General features: G+C 47.6%; 27 protein-coding genes. 9 read left to right on the top strand and 18 right to left on the bottom strand.

The features are described from left to right. Nucleotides 1-71 precede the first annotated feature (71 nt). The 6 genes from menC to CKW00_RS04730 all read right to left on the bottom strand — a co-directional run bounded on the left by menC (nucleotide 72) and on the right by CKW00_RS04730 (nucleotide 7,442). Entirely contained in the window at nucleotides 72-1,148 is a 1,077-nt protein-coding gene (gene menC, locus CKW00_RS04755) for an o-succinylbenzoate synthase (RefSeq protein WP_233129714.1), read from the bottom strand. Continuing rightward, a complete protein-coding gene (locus CKW00_RS04750; protein WP_095821619.1) occupies nucleotides 1,135-2,586 on the bottom strand; it encodes an o-succinylbenzoate--CoA ligase in 1,452 nt (483 codons plus the stop codon). Before CKW00_RS04750 ends, menC begins: the two co-directional genes overlap by 14 nt. A 68-nt stretch (nucleotides 2,587-2,654) precedes the next feature. Continuing rightward, the gene (menB, locus tag CKW00_RS04745) at nucleotides 2,655-3,473 is read right to left on the bottom strand and encodes a 1,4-dihydroxy-2-naphthoyl-CoA synthase (protein ID WP_008587375.1); all 819 of its coding nucleotides are present in this window, start codon (nucleotides 3,471-3,473) and stop codon (nucleotides 2,655-2,657) included. A gap of 54 nt (nucleotides 3,474-3,527) precedes the next feature. Next, nucleotides 3,528-4,319, bottom strand: a complete 792-nt coding sequence (gene menH, locus CKW00_RS04740; protein WP_095821618.1) for a 2-succinyl-6-hydroxy-2,4-cyclohexadiene-1-carboxylate synthase — start codon at nucleotides 4,317-4,319, stop codon at nucleotides 3,528-3,530. Then, a complete protein-coding gene (gene menD / locus CKW00_RS04735) occupies nucleotides 4,300-6,045 on the bottom strand; it encodes a 2-succinyl-5-enolpyruvyl-6-hydroxy-3-cyclohexene-1-carboxylic-acid synthase (RefSeq protein ID WP_095821617.1) in 1,746 nt (581 codons plus the stop codon). Before menD ends, menH begins: the two co-directional genes overlap by 20 nt. Beyond that, nucleotides 6,042-7,442 carry an isochorismate synthase gene (locus CKW00_RS04730; RefSeq protein WP_095821616.1) on the bottom strand — a complete coding sequence of 467 codons (1,401 nt, stop codon included), beginning with the start codon at nucleotides 7,440-7,442 and terminating at the stop codon, nucleotides 6,042-6,044. The genes menD and CKW00_RS04730 overlap by 4 nt, the downstream gene beginning before the upstream one ends. Nucleotides 7,443-7,668: 226 nt before the next feature. Between CKW00_RS04730 and CKW00_RS04725 the strand changes: the two genes are divergently transcribed. The 3 genes from CKW00_RS04725 to CKW00_RS04715 all read left to right on the top strand — a co-directional run bounded on the left by CKW00_RS04725 (nucleotide 7,669) and on the right by CKW00_RS04715 (nucleotide 9,520). Further along, nucleotides 7,669-8,607, top strand: a complete 939-nt coding sequence (locus tag CKW00_RS04725) for a 1,4-dihydroxy-2-naphthoate polyprenyltransferase (RefSeq protein ID WP_095821615.1) — start codon at nucleotides 7,669-7,671, stop codon at nucleotides 8,605-8,607. Between the two features lie 142 nt (nucleotides 8,608-8,749). After that, the gene (locus CKW00_RS04720; RefSeq protein WP_093107418.1) at nucleotides 8,750-9,136 is read left to right on the top strand and encodes a PaaI family thioesterase; all 387 of its coding nucleotides are present in this window, start codon (nucleotides 8,750-8,752) and stop codon (nucleotides 9,134-9,136) included. 21 nt (nucleotides 9,137-9,157) lie between these two features. Next, on the top strand, nucleotides 9,158-9,520 hold the full coding sequence (locus CKW00_RS04715; protein WP_008587364.1) for a TraR/DksA C4-type zinc finger protein: 363 nt from the start codon (nucleotides 9,158-9,160) through the stop codon (nucleotides 9,518-9,520). 68 nt (nucleotides 9,521-9,588) lie between these two features. On the opposite strand, the gene CKW00_RS04710 is transcribed toward CKW00_RS04715, so the two are convergent. After that, nucleotides 9,589-10,650, bottom strand: a complete 1,062-nt coding sequence (locus tag CKW00_RS04710; protein WP_095821614.1) for a M20/M25/M40 family metallo-hydrolase — start codon at nucleotides 10,648-10,650, stop codon at nucleotides 9,589-9,591. A 59-nt stretch (nucleotides 10,651-10,709) separates the two neighbouring features. Then, a complete protein-coding gene (locus CKW00_RS04705; RefSeq protein ID WP_095821613.1) occupies nucleotides 10,710-11,264 on the bottom strand; it encodes a CGNR zinc finger domain-containing protein in 555 nt (184 codons plus the stop codon). Nucleotides 11,265-11,358: 94 nt separating this feature from the next. Here CKW00_RS04705 and trxA point away from each other — a divergent pair, with 94 nt between their 5' ends. Beyond that, on the top strand, nucleotides 11,359-11,691 hold the full coding sequence (trxA, locus tag CKW00_RS04700) for a thioredoxin (RefSeq protein ID WP_095821612.1): 333 nt from the start codon (nucleotides 11,359-11,361) through the stop codon (nucleotides 11,689-11,691). Nucleotides 11,692-12,002: 311 nt separating this feature from the next. Here the strand turns inward: trxA and CKW00_RS04695 are convergent, their stop codons facing one another. The 5 genes from CKW00_RS04695 to yugI form a co-directional block, all read right to left on the bottom strand. Continuing rightward, on the bottom strand, nucleotides 12,003-13,343 hold the full coding sequence (locus CKW00_RS04695) for a glucose-6-phosphate isomerase (protein WP_095821611.1): 1,341 nt from the start codon (nucleotides 13,341-13,343) through the stop codon (nucleotides 12,003-12,005). 88 nt (nucleotides 13,344-13,431) lie between these two features. Further along, nucleotides 13,432-13,626, bottom strand: coding sequence for a helix-turn-helix transcriptional regulator (locus tag CKW00_RS04690; protein WP_095821610.1), 195 nt, complete (start codon nucleotides 13,624-13,626; stop codon nucleotides 13,432-13,434). Between the two features lie 2 nt (nucleotides 13,627-13,628). Next, entirely contained in the window at nucleotides 13,629-13,931 is a 303-nt protein-coding gene (locus CKW00_RS04685) for a hypothetical protein (protein ID WP_095821609.1), read from the bottom strand. 314 nt (nucleotides 13,932-14,245) lie between these two features. Further along, a complete protein-coding gene (locus CKW00_RS04680; protein WP_095821608.1) occupies nucleotides 14,246-15,412 on the bottom strand; it encodes an iron-containing alcohol dehydrogenase in 1,167 nt (388 codons plus the stop codon). 107 nt (nucleotides 15,413-15,519) lie between these two features. Beyond that, complete coding sequence (gene yugI, locus CKW00_RS04675) at nucleotides 15,520-15,906, bottom strand: S1 domain-containing post-transcriptional regulator GSP13 (RefSeq protein WP_008587344.1); 387 nt, start codon at nucleotides 15,904-15,906, stop codon at nucleotides 15,520-15,522. Between the two features lie 322 nt (nucleotides 15,907-16,228). Here yugI and CKW00_RS04670 point away from each other — a divergent pair, with 322 nt between their 5' ends. Then, nucleotides 16,229-17,404, top strand: coding sequence for a MalY/PatB family protein (locus CKW00_RS04670; RefSeq protein WP_095821607.1), 1,176 nt, complete (start codon nucleotides 16,229-16,231; stop codon nucleotides 17,402-17,404). Nucleotides 17,405-17,456: 52 nt separating this feature from the next. Here CKW00_RS04670 and CKW00_RS04665 read toward each other — a convergent pair whose 3' ends face one another. After that, nucleotides 17,457-17,591: a hypothetical protein gene (locus CKW00_RS04665; RefSeq protein ID WP_332889039.1), complete on the bottom strand. Its 135-nt coding sequence runs from the start codon at nucleotides 17,589-17,591 to the stop codon at nucleotides 17,457-17,459. A gap of 158 nt (nucleotides 17,592-17,749) precedes the next feature. Between CKW00_RS04665 and CKW00_RS04660 the strand changes: the two genes are divergently transcribed. The 3 genes from CKW00_RS04660 to CKW00_RS04650 all read left to right on the top strand — a co-directional run bounded on the left by CKW00_RS04660 (nucleotide 17,750) and on the right by CKW00_RS04650 (nucleotide 19,519). Continuing rightward, a complete protein-coding gene (locus CKW00_RS04660; protein ID WP_095821605.1) occupies nucleotides 17,750-18,130 on the top strand; it encodes a kinase-associated lipoprotein B in 381 nt (126 codons plus the stop codon). Between the two features lie 108 nt (nucleotides 18,131-18,238). Then, complete coding sequence (deoD, locus tag CKW00_RS04655; RefSeq protein ID WP_008587336.1) at nucleotides 18,239-18,949, top strand: purine-nucleoside phosphorylase; 711 nt, start codon at nucleotides 18,239-18,241, stop codon at nucleotides 18,947-18,949. 93 nt (nucleotides 18,950-19,042) lie between these two features. After that, nucleotides 19,043-19,519, top strand: a complete 477-nt coding sequence (locus tag CKW00_RS04650; protein ID WP_095821604.1) for a divergent PAP2 family protein — start codon at nucleotides 19,043-19,045, stop codon at nucleotides 19,517-19,519. 209 nt (nucleotides 19,520-19,728) lie between these two features. Here the strand turns inward: CKW00_RS04650 and CKW00_RS04645 are convergent, their stop codons facing one another. The 4 genes from CKW00_RS04645 to CKW00_RS04635 form a co-directional block, all read right to left on the bottom strand. Beyond that, nucleotides 19,729-20,421, bottom strand: a complete 693-nt coding sequence (locus CKW00_RS04645) for a hypothetical protein (RefSeq protein ID WP_095821603.1) — start codon at nucleotides 20,419-20,421, stop codon at nucleotides 19,729-19,731. A gap of 881 nt (nucleotides 20,422-21,302) precedes the next feature. Then, nucleotides 21,303-21,431 carry a hypothetical protein gene (locus CKW00_RS13890; protein WP_269845280.1) on the bottom strand — a complete coding sequence of 43 codons (129 nt, stop codon included), beginning with the start codon at nucleotides 21,429-21,431 and terminating at the stop codon, nucleotides 21,303-21,305. A 347-nt stretch (nucleotides 21,432-21,778) separates the two neighbouring features. Continuing rightward, nucleotides 21,779-22,096 carry a YuiB family protein gene (locus tag CKW00_RS04640; RefSeq protein ID WP_095821602.1) on the bottom strand — a complete coding sequence of 106 codons (318 nt, stop codon included), beginning with the start codon at nucleotides 22,094-22,096 and terminating at the stop codon, nucleotides 21,779-21,781. 123 nt (nucleotides 22,097-22,219) lie between these two features. Then, on the bottom strand, nucleotides 22,220-23,440 hold the full coding sequence (locus tag CKW00_RS04635) for an NAD(P)/FAD-dependent oxidoreductase (protein WP_095821601.1): 1,221 nt from the start codon (nucleotides 23,438-23,440) through the stop codon (nucleotides 22,220-22,222). Nucleotides 23,441-23,668: 228 nt separating this feature from the next. Here CKW00_RS04635 and CKW00_RS04630 point away from each other — a divergent pair, with 228 nt between their 5' ends. After that, on the top strand, nucleotides 23,669-24,655 hold the full coding sequence (locus CKW00_RS04630) for an NAD(P)/FAD-dependent oxidoreductase (protein ID WP_093107400.1): 987 nt from the start codon (nucleotides 23,669-23,671) through the stop codon (nucleotides 24,653-24,655). Nucleotides 24,656-24,695: the final 40 nt, after the last annotated feature.

Below are 24,695 nucleotides of genomic sequence, written 5' to 3'. Positions count from 1 at the left end.
CCTCACCTCTTCTATTCACTTACAAGTGTAGAAATTACTTACAGGTGTGTCAATGATTTTGATAATCATTTTCAGTATCGTTGAAACCATCTGTCTTTCGTAACACTTTCCATATACCCGAAATCCGGTTCGACTCCTATCCCGGGACCTTCGGGCACGCGTATGAAACCACCCTCAAGGCTTATGGGATCTTTTATAATATCTTTCTCAAAATATCGGTCGGATCCGGATAAGTCACCGGGCAGAGTGAAACTGGGCAGGGAAGCCAGCGCAAGACTATGGGCTTTCCCGATGCCGGTCTCCACCATACCTCCGCACCAGAGAGGCATGTCTTCGTTTACTGCCCGGTCATGAATTTGCAGGGCTTCGGACCATCCGCCCACCCGGCTCAGTTTTACGTTGAGTATCCGGCAGGCCTTGAATTCCATCGCCTGGACAGCATCTTCAAAGCTCCGGATCGACTCATCGAGACATATCGGCGTGTTCATTTTCTTCTGTAAATGACGATGCTTCCGGAAGTCTCCGGATCGAAACGGCTGTTCAATCATCAGAAGCTTGAATTCATCAAGAGGAAGCAGTTCGTCCGGGGACTCGTACGCACCATTCCCGTCAATCATAAGCGGAAACGAGGCGTCCTCTTCCCTCAGCGCCTGCAGCTGCTCTTTTTCCCGCCCCCGCTCGACTTTCACCTTTGCCCGTTGGAACCCTGCCTGCTTCAGAGTACGGAGCTCTTTTTTCGGGTCACCGGAGAGACTGATCACTCCCCCGGCGGCAACTTCCTTTCTCGTCCCCCCGATATATTCGGATAAACTCCTGCCTTCTCTTTTGGCTTTCAGGTCGAACAGGGCCTGCTCGATACCGGCTTTCGCCATAGGGTGCCCCTGTACAGTCCTGAATATCCTGGTGGCGTCCTTCTCATTCAGAGAAGGGAGGAGGAAGTCTTTCGCTATATGCCAGGCTGTCGTTACGGTCTCTTCCGTATAAAAAGGACTCGAAAAAGCGGCAATTTCGCCGTATCCTCTTCTCCCCTTATCGTCTTCCAATTCCACGATGATCACTTCACGCGACCCGATCGCTCCGTGTGCCGTAGTGAAAGGGGCTTTCATGGGTACCTCCACTCTGTGAAGTACGGCTTTATTCAACTTCATCGCACTCCCCCGCTTTCACCATCTCCGTAAGCTTATACTTCAGCACTTTATTCGAAGCGTTTCGAGGGAGTTCGGCCACCCGGTATACGTAAGCCGGATGCTTATAACGCGCCAGAAGTCTTTCGCAGTATTGCAGTATCTCATCCCTTTTTATATCTTTCCCGGTGAGAAAAGCCGCGGGAACCTCTCCCCATTTTTCATCTTTCATGCCGGCGACAGCCGCCCCCGACACTCCGGGCACCTGCACGAGTACGTTCTCGATTTCTGCCGGATAAATGTTCTCCCCGCCCGAGATGATCATTTCTTTCTTACGCCCGGCAAGATACAGGAAGCCTTCTTCGTCGAAGAAACCCATGTCTCCGGTGGCGAAGAGGAGCCCGTCCTCGGGGTCGCGTTTGTAATACCCGCCGGATACCATCGGCCCCGCCACAAGAATCTCGCCGATCTCCCCCTCCGCTGCATCGATGTGAAGAGAAGCTGTAGCGAGGGCTTTCCCTGCAGAACCGAGCTTCCTCGTGGCATCAGCCGGAGCGAGCGTTGCAATCTGAGAAGTAGTTTCCGTCATCCCGTACGTCTGAAATACCGGAATCCCGAGTGATGCCGCCCGGTTCAGCAATTTCTCTGTAGCAGGGCCTCCACCAAGCAGGAAACAGCGGAAAGAGCCGGGGATATCGTCGCGGTCGAACACTTCCACGAGCTCCTCGAGCATCACGGAAACACCGGAGACCATCGTGGCCCCTCTTTGTTTAATACTCTCCACTACTTCCTGCGCATCAAAACGGGTATGGTGCTCGATGGTCATTCCGTAAATGACACCTTTCATCAGAGTGGAAAATCCGCTTACGTGGAACATCGGCAAATTAAGAATCCACTTATCCCCCCGTTCCATTCCGAGGTTCAGGGCGGAGCTGATGGCGCTATGCCAGTGATTACCGTAGGTGTGAAGAACTGCTTTCGGAGCTCCGGTCGTTCCCGAGGTGTACATTAATGTAAAAACGTCCTCCAGGTCGATCCGCTCTTTCATCTCCGGCATCGCGTGATCGCCGGTAAGGGTGTGAAATGGAAGAGGTGATACATCCCCTGCGGTCAGTGCTTCCACTTTCTCTTCCTGAGCCGGCTCATAAATGATCGCCTTCACGTCTCCGTCGTTAATCTGGTAATCCAGTTCCCGAATCGTGAGCCGGGTGTTTAAAAGAACAGCTCTTGCTCCCAGATAGCTGAGAGCAAATACCGACTCGATAAAGGAAACGCGGTTCGAAGAAAGAATCGCTATGTGGTCTTTTTCCTTCACCCCATGAAAAGAAAGAGCTGCCGCTTTACGCTTACATCTTTTCTCAAGCTCTGCAAATGTAATGCAGGAACCGTCCGGAAAGTCGACGGCAGGGTACTCCGGTTGCAGAAACGCCTGTTTACTGAGCCAATGCGGCATCGTCGTCATACAACTCGCTCCTCTCAATAAATTCATACGCACAAAAGAGCGCCTGCAACAGACGCTCTTTCCTTTACTTATGGGAAACGCGGGAATTGATCGAAGTCAGGCTTGCGTTTTTCCTTGAACGCATCGCGTCCTTCTTTCGCTTCCTCGGTCGTATAGTACAATAGCGTTGCGTCTCCGCCCATTTGCTGAAGTCCGGCAAGACCGTCGGTGTCAGCATTGAAAGAGGCTTTGAGGAAACGAAGGGCTGTCGGAGATTTCTCAAGCATCTCTTTACACCACTGAAGCGTTTCTTCTTCCAGCTGTTCAAGCGGGACGACCGTATTTACGAGACCCATTTTTTCTGCTTCCTCGGCCGAGTACTGACGGCACAGATACCAGATTTCGCGGGCTTTCTTGTGACCGACGATGCGAGCCAGGAGTCCTGCCCCGTATCCTGCGTCAAAGCTTCCCACTTTCGGTCCTGTCTGACCGAAAACTGCGTTATCAGCGGCAATCGTCAAGTCACATACGACATGCAGTACGTGTCCTCCACCGATTGCGTATCCCGACACCATAGCTACCACCGGTTTCGGAATGACACGGATCAGACGCTGAAGATCCAGTACGTTCAGACGAGGTACTTCATCGGTTCCGACATACCCGCCGTGGCCGCGTACGCTCTGGTCACCTCCTGCACAGAAAGCGGCGTCTCCCGCTCCGGCAAGTACGATAACTCCCACGTTCGAATTGTCACGGGCACGTGTGAATGCGTCAATCAGTTCCCGGACAGTAAGCGGGGTGAACGCGTTCCTCACTTCCGGACGGTTAATGGTGATTTTTGCGATTCCGCCGTATGTTTCATACAGAATTTCTTCATATTCATGTTCCTGAACCCAATTCACAGACATGAAAAATCCTCCTTTTATTATGTAAATTGTATAGAATGTATTACCCAATTGGCATTATATCACGAATGAACGGGTGATTTCAGAGAAAATCTCCGGTTTTTCCAGGTGAGGGATGTGTCCCGCCCCTTCTATTACGTAGAGCTGTGCATCCGGAAAGCGACCGGCCATTCTTTCATTGATTGCCACGTACTTCCTGTCTTCTCCTCCGGCAATAAGACATACCGGAAACGTAAGAGAAGAGAGGGAGTCCCACATGGAAGGCTGAACTCCGGTACCCATCCCTTCCAGGGAATGGACAAGTCCGTCGATATCGTTATCGAGACGTTCCTCTCTCAGCTTCTGCTGCCGGTGCCCGGGCAGGGAAGCTATCGTTTCGAAGAGAGGGAGGGATTCCCATTTATCGGTAAAGCCCTCGATTCCGCTGTTTTGCAAAAGCGCTATCACTCTTTTATCTTTACGGATGCGCTCTTCCCTTTCTTCCCGGGAGGAAAGTCCGGGAGAAGCACTTTCAAGAATCAGCCGTTCTATAAGATGAGGGAAGCGTTCCGCAAAACATAAAGCGGTTCTCCCTCCCATGGAATAGCCGAGCAGAGAGAGCCCGGTCACTTCCAGTCTTTGAAAAATCATTTCCAGATCGCGCACAGCCGTCTCCATGGAGACAGGACCGAGATCCCCCGTTTTCCCATGTCCCGGCAAATCAATCAGTACTAACCGGAACTCAGGAAAAGACTGTCTCACTTCTTTCCATATGGACGTGCTGCCCGTAAAACCGTGGAGAAAGCAGAGGACCGGTCCTGTTCCTTCATCTTCCACCCAGTAGGAACGCTCACGGACGGTGATGTACATATTCCTGCACCTTTCCGGCTATCTGTCTGTCGAGACTGCTCCACTTATTCCGGTGATTGGCAACGTGATCTTCCCGTGACACTGCGGCTTCCACGACTGAAAGACCTTTCTCGGCCTGAGCTTCCTGCACTGCCGCTATGAAGCTTCCCCTTTCTTCCACCCGCCGGTGAGAGCCGCCGTACATCCGGGTCGCTTCCTCAAGATTTATATTAAGCGGCGTACCGAAAAGCGCTTCATAATGTTCCGTCTGCCCGGCCTGAGGAAGATAGGAAAAGATCCCGCCGCCGTTGTTGTTGAACAACACAATTGTCATATCGAGGTCATACTGTTTCACAGCGAGAAGCCCGTTCATATCATGGAAGAAGGAAACATCACCAGTCAGCAGGGTCACATCACGGCCGGAGGCAGCTGTGCCGGCCGCCGCAGATGTCACCCCGTCGATTCCGTTAGCTCCGCGGTTCGCAAGGATGGAGACGTTTGTATCCATTGCGGGGAAAAACGTGTCGACATCCCTGATCGGCATACTGTTTCCGACGAACAAAACGGAATTTTTCCGGAGAAGAGGGGCCAGATCATGTACTGCATCCCCTTCGTACAATCCTTCCTCTTCTTTATGGAACATCGTCTCGGCTGCAAGTTCATCCAGACTTTTCAGAAACGCTCTCCAGCTATCTTCCGGTGTTTCGAGGAAAGGAAGAATATCCTCACAGAACGAGGCGGGGTCACTCCATATGAATTCACCTGCTACTCCGGATGGATCGCGATACCCGGAGTCGCTGTCGACGACGAACATTTCCGTGTCCCCGGCACGCTGCACCCATTTCAAATACGCTTTTGAGACGGGCATCGCCCCGAACCTCACAACATAATCGGCTTCGAGCAGCAGGGCGTTGAACCTTTCCGAACGGAGGAGAGAATCATAATGCGTAATGATGTACTCTTCCGAAAACCCGGCAGTACGAAGCTGGGACAACGGATCGGCGAAGACAGGGACGTCCAGCGCTTTTGCGAGCTTTTCAATTGCCGGTACGAGGGAAGAATCTGTCTGCGGGCCGCAGACGATCACTCCCTTACCGCGATTTTGGAAGCGACCGGCAAGCCGTTGCAGCTCACCCTCCTCCACTCTCAATTTGCCCCGGGTGAATGGAGAGAAAGTCCGCTCTCCTCTCCACAGACCGGAGATACTGAAATCAGGCATGAGGGGCTCTCGCAAAGGGAAATTAATCTGTACAGGACCGGGATGGTTTCTCAAAGACTCCTCTACGGACCGGGCCGCCTGTTTTCTGGCGTACATCTCCATACCCGCTTCCGGAATCATCATGTCATGAAACCATTTCGTATAGGATCCGTACATATTATTCTGATCTATGGACTGCGGGGCGCCCACATCCCTCAGTTCATGCGGACGGTCTGCCGTAAGAAGAATCAGCGGTACCCGGCTGTAGAAGGCTTCGATTACGGCCGGGTAATAGTTGGCGGCAGCTGTCCCGGATGTACAGATAAGGGCTACAGGTTCCTGCTTCTCCTTTGCGAGCCCGACTGCAAAAAATCCAGCGGAACGTTCATCCAGCTGGATCCAGTGTTTTATTTCTCCGGATTCGGCAGCCGTAATCGCGAGCGGTGTCGAACGCGACCCCGGTGATATTACGGCATGTTTCACTCCGGATAAAGTAAGCTGATCGATGAAATGGGTGATATAACGTGAGAGATCCTCCGTATAACTCATTCTTCCCCTCCTAAAACTGCAAGCATCGGTTTCAGTTTCACTTTCGTCTCTTCATATTCTTCTTCCGGCTTCGAATCTTCCACAACGCCGCATCCGGCGAACAGAGAAGCTTTATCTCCCCGTATGAGAGCAGAACGGATAGCAACAGCGAATTCCCCATTTCTTCCGCCATCGATCCACCCGACCGGACTTGCATACCACCCGCGGTTCATCACTTCGTGGCGGCTAATATAGGTAACGGCTTCTTTTTGCGGAAGTCCCCCGAGAGCGGGAGTCGGATGAAGATCTTTCACTACGTCAAGAAGGGAATACCCTTCCTTCAGTTTCGCTTTCACCGGCGTATACAGATGCTGAAGGTTTCTAAGTTTATATAATGACGGCGCTTCCGGTATTGCAACGTTTACGGAGTAATCCTCCACAGCACTCCGGATCATCTGAACGACATAGTCATGTTCCAGACGGTTCTTCTGGTCGTTGAGCAGAGCAAGTCCGAGTGTCTCATCTTCCTCCTCACTACTCCCGCGCTTCGTCGTTCCGGCCAGACAGGCCGAAAAGAGCTCATCATCCTCGACTTTCACCAGTCGCTCCGGTGTAGCCCCGACAAAATAGGAGCCGCCCTGTTCAAAGGCGAACACGTAACTCGAGTTCTGCATGTCGGAAAGATCCTTGAGCACTTTCGTAATCGAGGCTTCGGAGTCGAACGTCAGGCGGACTTCCCGTGCCAGCACCACTTTCGAAAGAGTGCCTGCTTTCAGTTCAGCAGTAGCGTCGGCGATCGACTGCTTCCATTCTTCCGGACGCACCTCTTCGATTTTCTGAAGACGGACACCGGATTCCGTATCACCGGAAGAGTCGGAAGTCTGCAGTCTCTCCTTATCTTCTTCCATCCGGCATATAATCGTTTCGACATCCTCCTCCGGCGAAACGAGATAATTCGTCGTCAGAAAAGAACCCTCCGCATCATTGGTCAAAAGGAACTCAGGAATCGTCATACTGCTGTTCGGGAATTCCTGCCAGGGTTCTTCCCCGCCCGATTCAGGGCGGAAGCCGAATCCTCCGAGAGCTACCGTACCGGTTCCTTTCTTATTGTAAGGATTCCACTGCCGGACACTCTTTCGCCAGTCGAACAGCTCCTGCTCGGTCTCCTGAAAACGCCCTTCTCCTTCTTTCGATATCCGTACAGCGCTTCCGATACCGACAAGGGTGAAATCTTCATCCGCACTCTTCCAGAAATGACGATGCATATCCACCTGCTTTCCCTGTTCAAAAAAAGAAAAAGGGTCCAGCTGGTCTATTTTTTCTGTAATGCTCATCAGGAGCGGCACATTGTTCATCCGAGCCTCCTCATGCACATTACGTAATTTATCCTCTGTTTGAAAAGTTTTCACTTGTAGCATTTTTCTCCTCCTATCCCGGGGGACAGCTTTCATATCTTTCTCTATTTTATTCTCTTTTTACTTAGGCTTCAAGAAATCTGTTGACAGCCGGTGGAAAAAAGAACTTTCGCAGCGGTTCATAACTGTCCCCTCCCTCCATACGGCAGCGGGTTACAAAGATTGACACTACCTGCTGATTTGCCTAAACTTAGTATGTTATTACTAATGATTAAAGGAGAGAAGCTTCATGAGCACCGGAACCACAAATGACGTACGAGCTTCTCTGAATGAACGGAGCGGCTTCCACGTGTGGTGGCGTCTGCTGAGACCCCACACCCTGACTGCGTCTTTCGTTCCTGTATTTGTAGGAACGATGTTTGCCGTCATCCATAAAGAGGGCACGATCGCTTTCGGGCTGTTTGCAGCCATGCTGATCGCCTCCATACTCATTCAGGCTGCCACAAATATGTTCAATGAATACTACGACTACGTCCGCGGCCTTGATACGGAAGAGTCTGTCGGAATCGGAGGCACAATCGTACGCGATGGCATCCATCCCAAAACGGTATTATATCTTGCACTATCTTTCTTTGCCATCGCCGTACTTCTCGGTGTGTATATATGTATGCTGACTTCATGGTGGATCGCCCTTATAGGCTCTGCTTCCATGCTCGTCGGGTATCTGTATACCGGAGGCCCCCTCCCTATCGCTTATACCCCATTCGGTGAGCTGGTAGCCGGGTTTTTCATGGGTCCTGTCATCATAGGCATCGCTTATTACATCCAGACGGAAGTTGTCACCTGGGCCGTCTTCGGTATCTCCATCCCTGTGGCCATCTGTATTGGAGCGATTATGATGGCCAATAATATCCGGGACCGTGTCGGAGACGAAACGAACGGCAGACGTACACTCGCCATCCTTCTCGGGCACGAGGGAGCAGTAACTTTTCTGGCGGCGAACTTTATCATCGTTTACCTGCTGACGGTCGTTTATATAATTACCGGCTTGCTCCCGTGGTGGTCTCTTCTCACTCTTCTCAGTGCCGTTCATGCTCAGAAAGCGGTGAGAAGCTTCTCCGGGAAGAAAACTCCGGTGGACATGATGCCGGCTATGAAAGGTACCGCCCAGACGAACACTTTCTACGGGGTGCTGCTCGGCCTGTCCTTACTCATTTCCCTGATTTAAAATAAGCATAAAAAGAAGAGGGGTGCACTACCGCACCCCTTCTTTTTCATATATAGTAATCAGTAAGGGTGCGCAGACACACTGCCTGCACTCTTAAGTTTGAACGGAAAAATTACGGGAAAACTGGAAAGGAATGAGCGCCATGAAAGAAATGTTGAAAAACACTTTAATGGAAACGCTTGGAATAGAACTGATAGAAGCGGATAAGGAACAGGTGAAGATGTCGATGCCTGTGGATAACCGGACTCATCAGCCGATGGGTTTTCTTCACGGCGGCGCCAACGTTGCGCTGGCGGAATCGGCAGCAAGTATCGGAGGATTTCTGAACATCGACCCCGAACAGCAGCAGGTATTCGGCATCGAAATCAACGCTAACCACATCAGAAGTAAACGTGACGGAACGGTATATGCAAAGGCAGTACCGGTGCACCGGGGCGGGCGTACCATGGTGTGGTCGGTGGAGATCACCGACGAAGACGGTAATAACCTGTCCGTGTCCCGCTGCACTCTCGGTGTCGTTCCTGCGTGAATCTATAAGGAGGATTATTTTATGCTATCCGAAGAACAACTGCAACACTTCAAACAGCGGCTTACCGAAATCAAAGAAGAAGCGGAAGAAGAAATGGAACGTCACCACGACGGATATGAAAACGGAGAATATTCGAAAGACAACACCGGGGATATCTCCTCCATCCAGGACCACCCGGCCGACTCCGGTACAGAAATGCACGAACAGTCCAAAGAACAGACACTTTTTGACACAGCACGCGAGCGTTATCTCGCTGCAGTGGACGGTCTTGAGAAGATCGAAAAAGGCACGTATGGAAAAAGCGAAATTTCCGGCAAAGACATTCCGGTCGAAAGACTCGAAGCGATGCCTACCGCCCGTATCCGCGTGGATGAAGAAGAATGATTCATACGAAACAAAGACGAGACCCTGCATTCGGGTCTCGTCTTTGTTTTAATGAAAATCATCTGAATTCATACTAAATCCAGCGGGTTAAGGCTCTCCTCGCCGCTCAAATTACTGATGAACGTTACGAGGAGCTCGATGCACTCCTCTATATCTTCAAGACTGGCCGTTTCGACCGGTGAGTGCATATATCTGAGCGGAAGGGAAACGAGACTTACAGGTACGCCTTTCCCGGTCAGCCTCATCCGATCGGCATCTGTACCGGTAGCTCGTGACGTAAGTTCATATTGAAGGGAAATATCCTTCTCCCCGGCTGCTTTTTCAAGCAATTGATTAATATTCCGGTTGATCGGTGCTCCTTTGGCGAGCACCGGGCCTTTCTCAAGCTCCACGTCCCCGTGTATTTTTTTATCGACTCCCGGATAATCGGTAGCAAACGTGACGTCGCAGGCGATAGCCATGGAAGGTTCCACTCCGGCTGCAGCGAAATAAGCTCCTCCCATATTCGTTTCTTCATTTACGGTGCTGGCTGCATATACTCCCACATTAACGTCCGTCTGATGGAGTCTCCTCAGCACTTCTCCCACGATATACTGGCCGGTTCTGTTATCAAGTCCCCGTCCGGTAACGTATCTGTCCATCATCACTTCCGGCGTCCGTCTATAAACGGCAAGGTCCCCGATCTGTACATATTCAGTGACTTCCTCCCTGGATTTCGCCCCGCAGTCAATGAACAGATCGCTCAGGTCAAAATCCCCCTTGATGCCACCGTGATGCTGAGCATTGACTCCAATAACGCCCGAGAGACGGCCGTGTGTACCGAGAATATCCACTTTCATTCCTATGGCCGCTTTCGGGTTCACGCCGCCCATTTTATCGATATATACGTATCCGTCGTCATCGATTCTGTTCACTACAAGCGCTATTTCATCACAGTGACCGGCAAGCATCACTTTCATTTCGGCTTCCGGGTTCCTGACGGCGATCACGTTCCCGGCATGATCCGTGCGGATTTCATCCGCGTAAGGTTTCATCGCCTCCATCCATTTTTTCTGAATCGGCATTTCATAGCTTGAAGGAGAGGCTGTGTTCAGCAGCTCCATAAGAAAGTCCGTATTTTTCTCACTCATAACATCGTCCCCTTTATTCAGTATTTCCGTTCTGTACTATGAATTCTCTGTACTTCGGATTATTCCTTTTTCTTTGCATAGTGCTTTCGTGCTTTTGTACGGTTGCCGCATATTTCCATGGAGCACCATTTCCTTCTCCCGCTGTAATCCACGAATAATGCATAACAGGCAGGGGAATGACATTTTTTTATTCTGGAAAAAATGTTGTCCTTGTATGCTTCGAGCATTTTATAAGAAAGGAGGGAGAGAAGGCCAGGGCTGCCCCCGCAACCCGGGACCGGATTTAAATGCTTATCAAAGTAGAGAGGCGCCTGCTTCACGTTCCCGGTCAGCGACGAGATGAATTCCGGGTGTTTCCCTTCCAATACATACTCCCTGCCCCTGTCGCGGAAATCGCGGATCGCGTCCTCATCAAAAGTTTCTTCCTTCAGCTTCTTCAATTGTTCAGCATTGAGCAGTTCCCGGCTGTACATCAACTCCAGCCACTTATAGGTCCCGGCCTCCTGCATGAGAAGGTCCGTCACCTGGCTGTCTGCCCCATTGATCGTATTCAGGAAGTTCACGAAAAGATGATCACTGATATAAGAATATCCCGTTTCTGCTATAGCAGTCATATACATTCTCCTTAAACTGAATGGTTGACTTTTATCCTATCATATTTTAAAGTGTAATTCTAACCACTTAGTTTGATTTTAACGGTTAGAAATAATGGCACGAAGGAGAGATAGCATGGCTGTTAAAGATGTTACAGATTCCACATTCACCGAGGAGACGAAAGATGGTCTCGTCGTAGCTGAATTCGGAGCTCCGTGGTGCGGTCCCTGCAAAATGATTGCTCCTGTACTTGAGGAGATCGATGAAGAGGACAATCAGATCAGCGTCGTACAATTGAACGTTGACGAAAATCCGGAAACTGCTCAGAAGCACAGCGTAATGAGCATTCCTACCCTTCTTTTCCTTAAAGACGGGGAAGTTGTAGACCAGGCCGTCGGTTTCCAGCCGAAAGAAGAAATCATGGCTACGGCACAAAAACACGTGTAATAGACGAATGTGAAAACTCCCCGCAGGAAGAAGCGGGGAGTTTTTTTGTTGTTGTATAGAAATGCGTTCTTTTTTCATGGAAATGCCGCGTTTCCTTCCCTCCACACGTTGAGAATCGGCCTGAAGGTAACGATCATCCCGTAATCGTGACGTTCGGCGCCGGTTTTTTCTCCCCAGCGGCAGGAAAAGCGGTTTTTCGTGCCCTTCAGCCCCTCCCTTGCCTCCTGAAGGGCACGAAAATAAAAGAAACCGGCTCAGTAACACAAAAACCGGACCCCAGGGGCCCGGTTTCACACGTGCTATGCTATTTTTTACAGACGATTCTCCAGTTCTTCTTTCTCTTTTTCAAAGCCGGGTTTGCCGAGGAGGGCAAACATATTCTTCTTATACGCTTCCACTCCCGGCTGATCGAACGGGTTCACTCCGAGGATATACCCGCTGATGGCACAGGCTTTCTCAAAGAAATATACGAGATAACCGAATGTGTAGGCATCCATCTCGGGCACGTGGACAATCAGATTCGGGACATCTCCGTCCGTATGTGCAAGCATCGTACCCTGGTACGCTTTCTCGTTCACTTCGGAAATCGTTTTACCGGCGAGGTAGTTCAGCCCGTCCAGGTCATTCTCTTCCGCTTCGAGCGTATAATCGGACTTCGGTGTCTCCACGTGAAGAACCGTTTCGAACAGATCTTTGCGACCGTCCTGTATGAACTGACCGAGAGAGTGCAGATCTGTCGAGAAGTTTGCCGATGCAGGGAAAATGCCTTTCTGGTCCTTCCCTTCACTTTCTCCAAACAACTGCTTCCACCATTCGGAGAAGTACTGCAGCCCCGGTTCATAGTTCACGAGCATTTCAATCGATTTGCCTTTATTGTAGAAAATATTACGGACGGCCGCATACTGATACGCAGGGTTATCTTCCAGGGAAGAACCGGAAAGTTCGTGCTGAGCTTTGCGGGCGCCTTTCATTATTTCCTGTATCGGAATACCGGAGGCGGCAATTGGAAGTAAGCCGACTGCTGTCAGAACGGAGTACCGTCCTCCGACATCATCCGGTACGACAAAACTTTCATATCCCCGTTCATCCGCCAGTGTTTTGAGCGCACCTTTCTTCTTATCAGTGGTGGCGTAAATCCGTTTCGTCGCTTCTTCTTCGCCGTATTTCTCTTCAAGGAATTTACGGAAAATGCGGAAGGCGATCGCCGGTTCCGTCGTCGTGCCACTTTTCGAAATAACGTTGATGGAAACGTCTTTATCCCTTATCAGTTCAAGCAGGTCGTTGATATAGGAAGAGCTTATGTTGTTACCTACGAAAAATACCTGAGGTGCGCTGCGGTCTTCGAGTTCATTAAAGAAACTGTGCTGCAGCATTTCAATCGCCGCCCGCGCTCCGAGGTACGACCCTCCGATACCGATAACGAGCAATACGTCCGAATCAGCTTTAATCTTCTCCGCCGATTTCTCGATACGTCCGAATTCCTCCTGATCGTAGTTTTCAGGCAGATCCAACCACCCGAGAAAATCACTCCCGGCCCCGGTTCCTTCGTGCAGGGCACGGTGGGCAAGAGAAACGGCGTCCTGCATATAGCCGACCTCATGTTCGTTCATAAACTTCAATGCTTTATCATAATCAAAACGTACGTGCGTCATCTGAACTCCTCCTGATCCTTGGTGTATTTTCATTCATTAACTTTACAGAATCACTAAATTGAAATCAAGTAAACACAGGGGAGCCCGCCTACCTCTTCGGAACAAAGAGATCATCCACAGTGGAGTCGAGCACGGAGGCAATATCGAACGCCAGCTGCAGGGTAGGATCATATTTATTGTTCTCGATTGCATTTATCGTCTGTCTGGAAACTTTACAGGCCCTGGCCAGTTCCTCCTGCGACAGCTTTGCCGTTTTTCTGAGTTCTTTGATCTGATTTTCCATAGTTAATCCCCATACTTATTTCTGTAGAATAGCAGCGTTCCCATGTAGATGACTATAATTATGGTGAGGAACATGAGCGGTGAGATCCCTTCCCCGTAGCTGGCGGGGTTCCCACGGAACGTCTGAACAATCACGTTGATGATTTCGAAAATCAGCGTTCCGAAAACCACTCCGAACGTATACGATTGAGCCTTGCGGTTGATAAATTTCTTTCTTTCGTCCCCTCTTGCGAAAAAAGTTACACTCAAAATATACACAGCACATGCAAGCAAAACGAACGCATATACGACTTTAACCCAGTCCATCCAATACCTCCCGTTATAATGTAAAATGTTTTTGACACTTTTATTGTAGCATCGTCGCCTATTATGTCAAATACTTTTTACAAAAATGAGTGTATTCGAATCAGAATTTTCTTCTGTAGCCAGTGGGGTCTCTCCTTTTAATAGGAAAAGCAGCAGGACTCATTCGTCGTGTGGTGATTCCGCTTTTTCCTTCCCTTCCGCCTCTCTTACCAAAACAAAAACCGAACCCCTATAGGCCCGGTTTCTGTATATACTATTCAATTTTAATCCTAATGCTCGTGTTTCTCCTATAACTGAAACTCGGTGATCTTTTCTTATTTGGAAAGCTCGAGAACGCGGTAAACGTCGTTTTCCTGAAGTTCGGAGAAATTACCGAATGGTCCGCGTTTCATGGCACGGTCCACGATCGTATCGAATTTCTCATCGGAAATGTCGTAATCGGCGAGCGTTTCCGGTGCGCCGAGAGAACTCCAGAATTTTCTGAGGGCTCTGATGCCCTCCAGGCCGACTTCTTTGTCCGTTTTGCCTTCCGTGTCGATACCGAACACTTTTTCACCAAGACGGGCGAAACGCTTCGTCTGTACGTCGATATTGTACTCCATCCAGTTCGGGAACAGGATAGCAAGACCGCCGGCATGCGGAATGTCGTAAACGGCCGAAACGGCGTGCTCAATGTTGTGGGAGGCCCAGTCTCCTTTGTACCCCATCTGCATCATTCCGTTAAGAGCAAGCGTTCCGGCATACATAATCGTCTCGCGGTGTTCATAGTTCGAGAGGTCTTCGAGAAGTTTCGGAGCGGTGTCCTTCACAGCACGCATGACCCCTTCGATCATCTCATCCTGTACAGGAGACTGCGTTTCCTCGTGGAAATACTGTTCCATCAGGTGAGTCATCATATCAACGATGCCATAGACGGTCTGATCTTTCGGAACCGTCACGGTGTTTTGGGGATCGAGAATAGAAAACGTCGGGTTCGTATAAGGCGGATGACCCCATCCGTACTTTTCATTCGTCTCCCAGTTCGTGATGACCGAGCCGGCGTTCATTTCACTGGCTGTCGCTGCCATTGTAAGTACGGTGCCGAACGGAAGAGCATCTACAGGAGCCGCTTTTCTCGTAACGAGATCCCAGGCATCCCCTTCGTATTTCGCAGCTGCGGCAATCGTCTTCACAGCATCAATGACACTGCCTCCGCCGACAGCGAGAATGAAATCTATATCTTTTTCACGGCACAATTCGACGCCTTCACGCACCGTTGTCAGTTTCGGGTTCGGTTCCACGCCGGACAGTTCCGTAACGGCAGCCCCTTCATTATTCAACTGCTCCATTACGTCATCATATACACCATTTTTCTTTATGCTGCCACCGCCGTAGACGAGAAGTACGTTTTTCGTACCTGCAGGCAAATGGTCCGGAAGTGTTTTTACCTGATCTTTACCGAAGATCAGTTTGGTCGGATTATGAAAAACAAATGATTTCATACTGAAAATTCCTCCTTTTTTTCGTTCCCGTTAAGTATGAAGAAATCTCGTTCACATCTCAAAAGATATGATTGACCAAATAAAAAAAGCCCGGGAGGTCCCCGGACTTAGTTACGATATTTTTCGCGATCGTCGGATTGTTTGATCCAGTCTTCAAGCTTGTCTTTCAAAGTGTTGAAACCGGACTGGTCTTCTTTTGGAGCGGAAGACGCCTGCTGACGATTGTTCTGTTTAGGAGCACGCTTTGGAGCTTCCTGAGTAGCACGGATAGAAAGTGAATATTTGTTCTTCGCTTCATCTATATTCAAAATCTTAACCTGTACTTCGTCTCCTTCTGAAAGGTGTTCGTTAACATCTTTAACGAAACCGTGTGTCACTTCCGAAATGTGTACGAGACCCTGAACCTTATCATCAAGTGCAACGAATGCACCATACGGTTGGATTCCTGTTACTTTACCTTCTACGACTTGACCTTCTTGAAAATTCTCTGCCATACTATACAACTCCTGATTTATTTATTCGTTTCTTTACACAATTAGTTATTATAGCACAAGAGTTGTTATTATTCAAAAATAACTTTCCTGAAATTTTTACCGGAAATATGTTTAATCTCCGGTTCTCCCGGCTATATTATATAATGTAAGACTTTCTCGTATTCCCCCTGTGTAAGCAAAGCGATAATTTATCGCTTTGCTTTTTTTTACTTCTGAGAACGTGCTTTTCCTTATTTTTCTCCGCAAACGTTCCCCTTTAGTTAACAACTTCCCATGTTTTCCGTTAAGATGTATGTATACATTAATGAATGAGGTGAGGAATATGGCCAATTTTGATGAAGTGATTGATAGAAAGGGTACGCGTTCCGTGAAGTGGGACTTTGCTGAAAGTCTATTCGAGAATAAAGAGATTCTCCCGATGTGGGTTGCAGATATGGACTTCCAGGTCCCGGATGCGGTAACGACTGCGCTGGAAAACAGAGTAGCCCACGGAATTTTCGGCTACACTCTCCCGGATGAAGAAGTAAAACAGACAATCCGGAACTGGGTGAAAAACCATTACAATTACGACATCGACAAAGACTGGATCACTTACAGCCCCGGCGTAGTTCCGAGCCTGCATATGCTCGTGCAGGCACTATCCGAAGTCGGCGACCATATACTGATCCAGACTCCTGTATACCCTCCGTTTTACAACGTCGTGAAAACACATGGACGGCATATCGTCGAAAATGAGTTGAACTTCGACGGGAGCCGTTACACCATTGATTTTGAGGATTTCGAACAGAAAATCAAAGACAACAATGTTCCGCTGTTCATTCTATGCAGCCCTCATAACCCGGTGGGGCGCGTATGGACGGCATCTGAATTGAAACAGATGGCCGACATATGTGTGAAACATAACGTTACGATTTTATCGGATGAGATCCATTCGGATCTGCTCCTTGGCGACAACAGTCATACATCCATCGCCTCACTAAGCGATGAAATCGATGATGTCACCGTCACCTGCTACTCTCCGACCAAAACTTTCAACCTGGCCGGTCTGCAGGCATCGTATGTCGTAACGAAGGATGAGAAAAAACGCGAAAGACTGAATCGCCAGTTCCAGAGTCAGGGAGTCAACATGCTGAACACTCTCGGTCTCACCGCTCTTGAAGCTGCCTATAAACATGGAGAGGAATGGCTTGAAAATCTCCAGAAAACCCTTACGGATAACGTGGAATACGCGCGCGACCGCTTTCATGCAGAGACGGATACCATTACAGTGATCGAGCCGGAAGGCACATATTTGCTGTGGCTCGACTGCCGGAAGCTCGGCCTTGGTCCCGACGAACTGAAAAAATTCATGAATGAGGAGGCGAAAGTCGGTCTTAACGATGGAGCTTCTTTCGGTAAAGAAGGAGAAGGATTCATGCGCATGAATATCGCTGCTCCGCATAAGACCGTAGAAGAAGGCGTGGACAGAATCATTAAAGCCGTAAAATCGAAAGCGTAAAAAAACGCGTGATCCCCGGGGTGGTTGAACCTCAAGGGGTCACGCGCTTTTTCTATTTATTCTCTTCCCGCTCATAATAATGAGGATCATCCTTCAGATGCTCCGGCACGTGGTCTTCTTCCCGTTTCGAAGCTTTCACGAAAATATAGACAGTTACAATTGCAGCCACCATGAACAATGCCAGCATAATCATTGACGGAATGTATTCTGTTTTATCCTGTGGAAAATATAGAAAATCCATAGTATCGTACCACGCTCCCTGCGTTCATTGTAACAAAGAACGGTCGGGTTCAGCAGTAAATATGTTATTATTCTCATAGAAATGTCATAGGAGGTGTCCAAATTATGGATGAAGTGAAAATCGATGATACGGTAAAAGCGTTTTATAAAACAGGGACGTACATAGGAAAAGTCAAAGAAGACCGCGGTTCCAAATTTCTTGTCGAGGTCCTTGCCGTACACACACACCCGGCCCAGGGTGACCTGCACAATCCGGGCCAGACCGAAGATGTGTTTTTCCATCAGCGAAAAGCCCTGGCCCACCATGAAAAAGCTAACGTCGACAAACAGGCAGTTCATCCTTACGACGATGAAATCCCTGATTACATGAAATCCCTGGAAGATTCCGTACAGAAATACAAAAAGAAACTGGAGCGACGGGATACAGAGTTCAATCAGAAAGCGCTGACCCGTCTTCAGGATCTAGAAAAGCAGTACTTCAAGTAAAAGTACTTTAGAAACGGGGAGAAGTCCACCCCTGTCAAACCGGGCATTTGTCTTAATGAAACCGTTATGATAATTTAGATAAGAAAGACGGTTAAAGGAGGAGCTATAATGACTACACATATTGGAGCTAATAAAGGCGATATCGCCGATAAAGTACTTCTTCCGGGAGATCCGCTACGCGCCAAGTTTATTGCGGAGAATTTTCTTGAAGATGCGGTATGTTATAATGAAGTACGCGGTATGTACGGTTATACCGGTACGTATAAAGGAGAAAGGGTTTCCGTCCAGGGAACAGGGATGGGAGTTCCGTCCATTTCCATCTATGTGAACGAACTTATGGATGCATATGATGTGCAGAAACTTGTAAGAGTCGGTTCCTGCGGCGCTATCCAGGAAGATGTGAATGTCCGCGATGTTATCCTTGCGAATACGTCCTCTACCGATTCGAGCATGAACCGTGCCACTTTCGGAGAAGTCGATTTCGCCCCGAGTGCCGACTTCACCCTTCTCAGAAACGCCTACGATGCCGGAGTGAAAAAGAATCTCAATCTTCACGTCGGGAACGTGTTTACGAGTGATCAGTTCTACCGCGACAACGCAAAAGAGTTTAACCAGAAACTTGCTGACTATAACGTGCTGGCCATCGAAATGGAAACGAGCGCCCTTTATACGCTGGCGGCAAAATACAATCGTCAGGCGCTTACCGTCCTTACCGTAAGTGATCACATCCTTACCGGAGAAGAGACGACGTCCGAAGAACGTCAGACCACTTTCACCGACATGATGGAAATCGCACTCGACGCTGTAATCCAGGATTAATCAAACAAGCCTCCTCATTGCGGGAGGCTTTTACTTTAACGTATAATATGCAATACATAATACAGGTTTCATGCAGAAAGGCTGAAGATCGCTATGGATATCCTCCAGAACTTCCCTCTCTGGGCGGCAATTCTTGCTATTTTTCTCGCTCAGGGTATCAAAATCCCGATTTCATTTATAGCTTCACGAAAAATCGACGGTAAACTCGCCTTCTCCACGGGCGGCATGCCGTCCAGTCACTCCGCTGCCGTCACCGCACTTGCGACCGGTGTCGGAATCGAGCAGGGTTTCGACTCCGCCATATTCTCCGTAGCCACCGTCTTCGCCATTATCGTGATGTTCGATTCCACCGGTGTTCGCAGGCAGTCCGGAGAGCAGGCGATTATGCTCAATATTCTTCTGAACGATTTCCAGCGGTTCGTCGAACAGGCGAGAGGCTGGGGAACGAAAGAAGGATTCGAGAAACGCGAAGAGATCAAGGAAATGCTCGGACACCAGCCTGTGGAAGTGTTCGTAGGGGGAGTGTTCGGAGTCCTTCTCACCTTTTTTGTCCATTTTCTCGTATTTTAAAGAGGGAGGCCCGGTGCCTTCCTCTTTTTTTATGTTCAGACATAGAAATAAATGCTTCCTGTTTTTCTGTATAAACGCACGTATAACGAGGACTCAAGACCATTCGGGATAAATCGAAGATGTTACTCTTATATCAAGATAAGAAAGAAAGCGTTTCTCGCTAAGTTTTAAACACTCAATTTAAGTATTCTATTGTTTAATAATTTATACTAATAATTTTTAATTTCGTTTATGCAATAACTAACTAAACTAAGAACCCTAAAATATAGATATTCTCTAAACGAATCTGACAAAATTTCTTCAGTATCAGTTTCAAAGTGTCTAATTTGAAAGGTGTTTCCAATTGACGTTAATTCATTAAACTCGGAATTTAATCTTTCTTTAATCTCATCTGAACCATGACTAACTCTATTTATCATTCTTTTTATAGAGTCTTTCTTATTTTCGCCCAAAATAGTTTTAAGCCTTTCTAAACAATCCCATATTTTTTCTAAAGCTATTTGTTTTTCTCCAGATTTTGAGGAACGAATATATATTTTAGACTCCTCTATTTTCTTAATAATCGTGTCATCGACACCACTAGGGCTAGCTTCATTCAATAATTGATTAGCTTTATTCGAAACCTCTTCATTAGATTGTTCATCTATAGGGTTAATAATCAAGTAAGCTAGTATTACTTCTTTAAATTGTTCTAATTCAGATCTATAATCAAATTCTTCTCCTCCAGATGAAATTTTCCCTGATTCTTTTACTTTTCCATCTATTTCAGGAATAAGAATTGAATACTTACTCTTTAAATTCTTCCAAAGCCTTCCAGACCCATTCTTTGTTTTTAAACCTTGCTCAATTTTAGGTAAGTCATTTTTAATTTCCTCATAAATCCTCTGTGTAACATTCCCCACTTAACCACCCTTTTCTATAAAATAGTTTTAATTAATAATTTATATTACTCGATAAAGCCGATTCCTTTTTGTCGTGAACCTTGCACCTTTCACACTTTCCAAAAATAAGCCGCAGGGCAAAATTCGACCTTGCGAGCCAAACGAAATCCAGTTTACGTGAAAGGTTCTTCACGACTTAAAGACTCCATTTTTTCTGCGCCATGAACTTCCTCCTTTCCTTATTTTTTCTATATACTATTCACTTATATTTTATCTAATTTTTCCAAGCTTGTAACAATTTCACACGTTTCACAACTAACCTTTAGTAGAATTCGAAACTAAATAGAAAGAGCCCAAGGAAAAAGTGACCCACAATATGGTTAGGGTACAAAGCTTGAATTTTCGTGATCACCATCTTTCGCTTTATGTCGCTTGTGTGCATACCGCCTCTATTTTCTATAAAAAATGCGTAAGAAGCTCAAACAATAACTTCTTACGCACGTTACATCCGTTTAATTCTATTTCGAACCGTTCCTTCTGAACAATATAACTGTTGAGCAGTTTCTCGATTGGAAAACCTTTCTCTTTTAACTTTTGAAGATATTATGTACCCGACTGCAAGAAAGGTCTTCCCTCCAAGTTACTAAATCCAATCTGTTATTTTCCTTAAAGTAACACATAAGTTCCCGGCTCCTTCGACAATACAAACCAGCTCATGAGCATACTCAAAATAACTTTTCTACATCTATTCCGATTTCGTAAACCTACTTATAGCAAAAACGAATAATGGCATGAATATAAGTCGTCCAATAAACCAACCTACTTCCCCATGTCTCAGCTCTGCAAAATATCCCCAAACAACTGCTATGACAAGACCAATAGCCAGCGACTGAATCGTCAACTTACTCATTTTCCACCTCCATATCCTTAAACACCTGAACATTAATATCGTTCTCTTCATCTTCGGTCAATAAACGTTTTTCCTTCTCTATAAATACCGAAGGGTCCCGATTGTGTAAGAGAGCATACACTTATGTTGTTGCATCCTTTTCCTTATAGTCTATCTAGTTTACCCTCTTTAAACAACCCTACCTTCAAAACCTTATAGAATACCTCAAGCATCGATTGATTCACCTGATACTCCTCATCTTTTGCTGAATACTTGGCTATCTCATATGGTTAATCATTCTGGATTCCCCGTAATTGGCGTGCATCAATCGGTGTAATCAAAGGATGAACCGTAACTTCCTGCCCTGGTGTGCAACCAACACCATTTATGCTGTTTTTTTCGTTTCCATTTTATGAGTAGACTTACTTTTTGGCATCGTTTGTTATATATTTGTGCATTAAAATAAGCATCCGAATAACATTCAGATGCTTAAAACATTTGATAACCGTTTTTACGTAACAGTCGGATGACAATTCCTGCTGCAAGTGTGCCGAGGAAGCCGCTCAGTAAGATGATGATATCAAACACACTTAAAGCGAGAATCGAAGACCACACATCACTGAGGGCGCCTCCAGGCTCCCGGAAGTAACGGTTCAAAGGAAAATCATCCACGATCAGAAGTACGATCAGCGGAAAAACGAAAAGCATGAACCATGACATCCGCAATACCATGTTCAATAAAAATGATATTCCGAAAAACAAAACGAAAAACAATAATATGGAAACCGCAAACTGTACAATATCCAATACTCTTCCCCCTACTCTCACTCCGATACAAGCTATATTGTAGTATTCCTGTCAGAAAAGCGCAAGCGCCCGTTCCATCACTTAAAAAAACAAAGGCCCGTTCCCGGACCTTTGTTTTTCTTTTTATTTAAAGAAGTTGAGTTTACCTTTTTTAAGAACGAGTGCGGCTCCGCCGACTTTCCACAGGTAGCGGTTATCGATGATTTTCTTCATGGCAGTAGCTGTCCAGCCGTAAATCTTCTTATCATCGAAAATGACACCGATCGCGTCTTTGTTACCGAGGGAAGCTACCGTACCCTGAATGTTCGGCTCGAACGGTTCCAGGTTGTGGTTACCTTCCACGATACGTTTAAGGTTTCCGGCAGTATGTTCCGCTTCCTGGATAGCGATCTGTGCTGTCGGTGGATACGGGCGTTCTGTCTCTTCGTTCATGATGAGAGCACAGTCCCCGACGATGAACACATCATCGTAACCGTTAGGGCGAAGGTCTTCACGTACCGGCGTACGACCGCGGTTCGATTCGAATCCGGCTTCTTCCACAAGGCTGTTTCCGCGAACGCCGGCAGCCCATACGACTGTGTTGGTAGGGATCTCTTCGATTTCGTCACCCTGTTCGTAAACAAGCTTGTCCGCTGTAACTTCTTTGATCATCGCGCCGAGCTTGAACTCTACGCCGCGAGCTTCGAGGGAGTTCATTGCGTACTCCACGAGCTCCGGATCGAAACCGGGAAGTGCTGTCGGAGCAGCTTCGACGTTGATGATACGTACGTTTTCACGCGGTACGTCATACTCTTTACACAGTTCCGGAACACGGTTGGCAAGTTCACCTACGAACTCGATGCCCGTAAACCCTGCTCCGCCTACTACAAGGTTCAGACGTTCCTGTTTCTTATCTTTTTCGTTATTGTATTTAGCAAAGTTATATTCGATATGTTGACGAATCAGACGGGCTTTATTGATACTTGAGATGGTAAAGGCGTTTTCGAGAAGTCCCTTGATTCCGAACGTCGCAGCCTCAAATCCAAGACCGATTACGAGATAATCATAGGAGATTTCCCCGTTCAGAAGGTTCACCTTTTTGTTATCGGGATCGATACCTGTTACAGTATCCTGCACGAAGTTGATCTTGTTCGTGTCGATAACACTGTCCACTTCCATTCTCGTACGGTCATGATGCAGCGTCCCGGCTGCGTTTTCATGCAGCCACGTAGATTGATAATGGTAGCTGTGCATGTTGACGAGGGTCATGTTTGCACTGTCGGCACTGACTTTCTTCTGAAGCTTGGAGGCAGTCATCATGCCACCGTAACCAGCGCCCAAAATAACAATATTTGGTCTGTTCATTCCAATCACATCCATTTTATATATTTGTGACACATTTCACACAATTAGGCGAAAAAGTCGAAAGATTACTGCGAAAGTAACGCTTTCATAAATGTCTCAGCTATCATCTTAGCTTTTTTTGTTCTGTTTTTCAACCTTTCGCTTGCGAATCTTTCTATAATTATCTATTGTAATAATTGTGCTAAACTATAAATAAGAGATTTTTTGTATATACAGGAGGTTCCCTATATGAGTGAAAAAGTTCATGATATTACAATCATCGGTGGTGGACCTGTCGGCCTGTTTACTGCTTTTTACGGAGGTATGCGTCAGGCATCCGTCAACATAATCGAAAGCCTGCCCCATCTCGGCGGTCAGCTTACCGCCCTTTATCCGGAGAAATTCATCTACGATGTCGCCGGATTCCCGAAAGTAAGAGCACAGGAACTCGTGGACAGCCTCACCGAACAGGCGATGGCGTTCGATCCCGACGTTACACTGGAAGAAGCGGTGCAGACGGTAGAGCGTCAGGAAGACGGATCTTTCAAACTTACTACGAACAAAGATGTCCATTACACGAAGACGATTATCATCACTGCAGGGAACGGAGCTTTTGAACCCCGCAAACTGAAAATCAAGGATACGGAGCGCTTCGAAGAAACGAACCTTCACTACCACGTCAATAATATGGAACGTTTCCGCGACCACAACGTCATGATCTGCGGCGGCGGCGATTCGGCTGTAGACTGGTCTCTCATGCTGGAGCCGATTGCCAACGAAGTGACACTCGTACACCGCAGAGCCAACTTCCGCGCTCACGAGCACAGCGTGGAACAGCTGGAGAATTCAAGCGTCCGCACGCTCACCCCCTTCACGCCCGAAAAGCTTGTCGGGGACGAAACGATCGACCAGGTCGTACTGAAAGAAGTGAAGGGCGAGAAAGAAGAATCCATCAACATCGACGATCTTATCGTCAACTACGGCTTCATCAGTTCTCTCGGTCCTATTAAGGAATGGGAACTGGATATCGATAAGAACAGTATCGTCGTCAATCAGAAGATGGAAACGAACATCGAAGGTATCTACGCAGCCGGAGATATCTGTACGTATCCAGGCAAAGTGAAACTGATCGCTTCAGGCTTCGGCGAAGGGCCGACAGCCGTCAACAACGCCAAGAATTTCATCGACCCGAGTGCCCGGGTACAGCCGAAACATTCCACAAGTATGTTCGGCTGAGTCCACCCCAGCCTGTTCATTAAAAATGAACGGGCTTTTT

It is taken from the genome of Salimicrobium humidisoli (assembly GCF_002295105.1).
GTDB lineage: Bacteria > Bacillota > Bacilli > Bacillales > Halobacillaceae > Salimicrobium > Salimicrobium humidisoli.
This window is presented reverse-complemented; position numbering and strand designations above follow the sequence as displayed.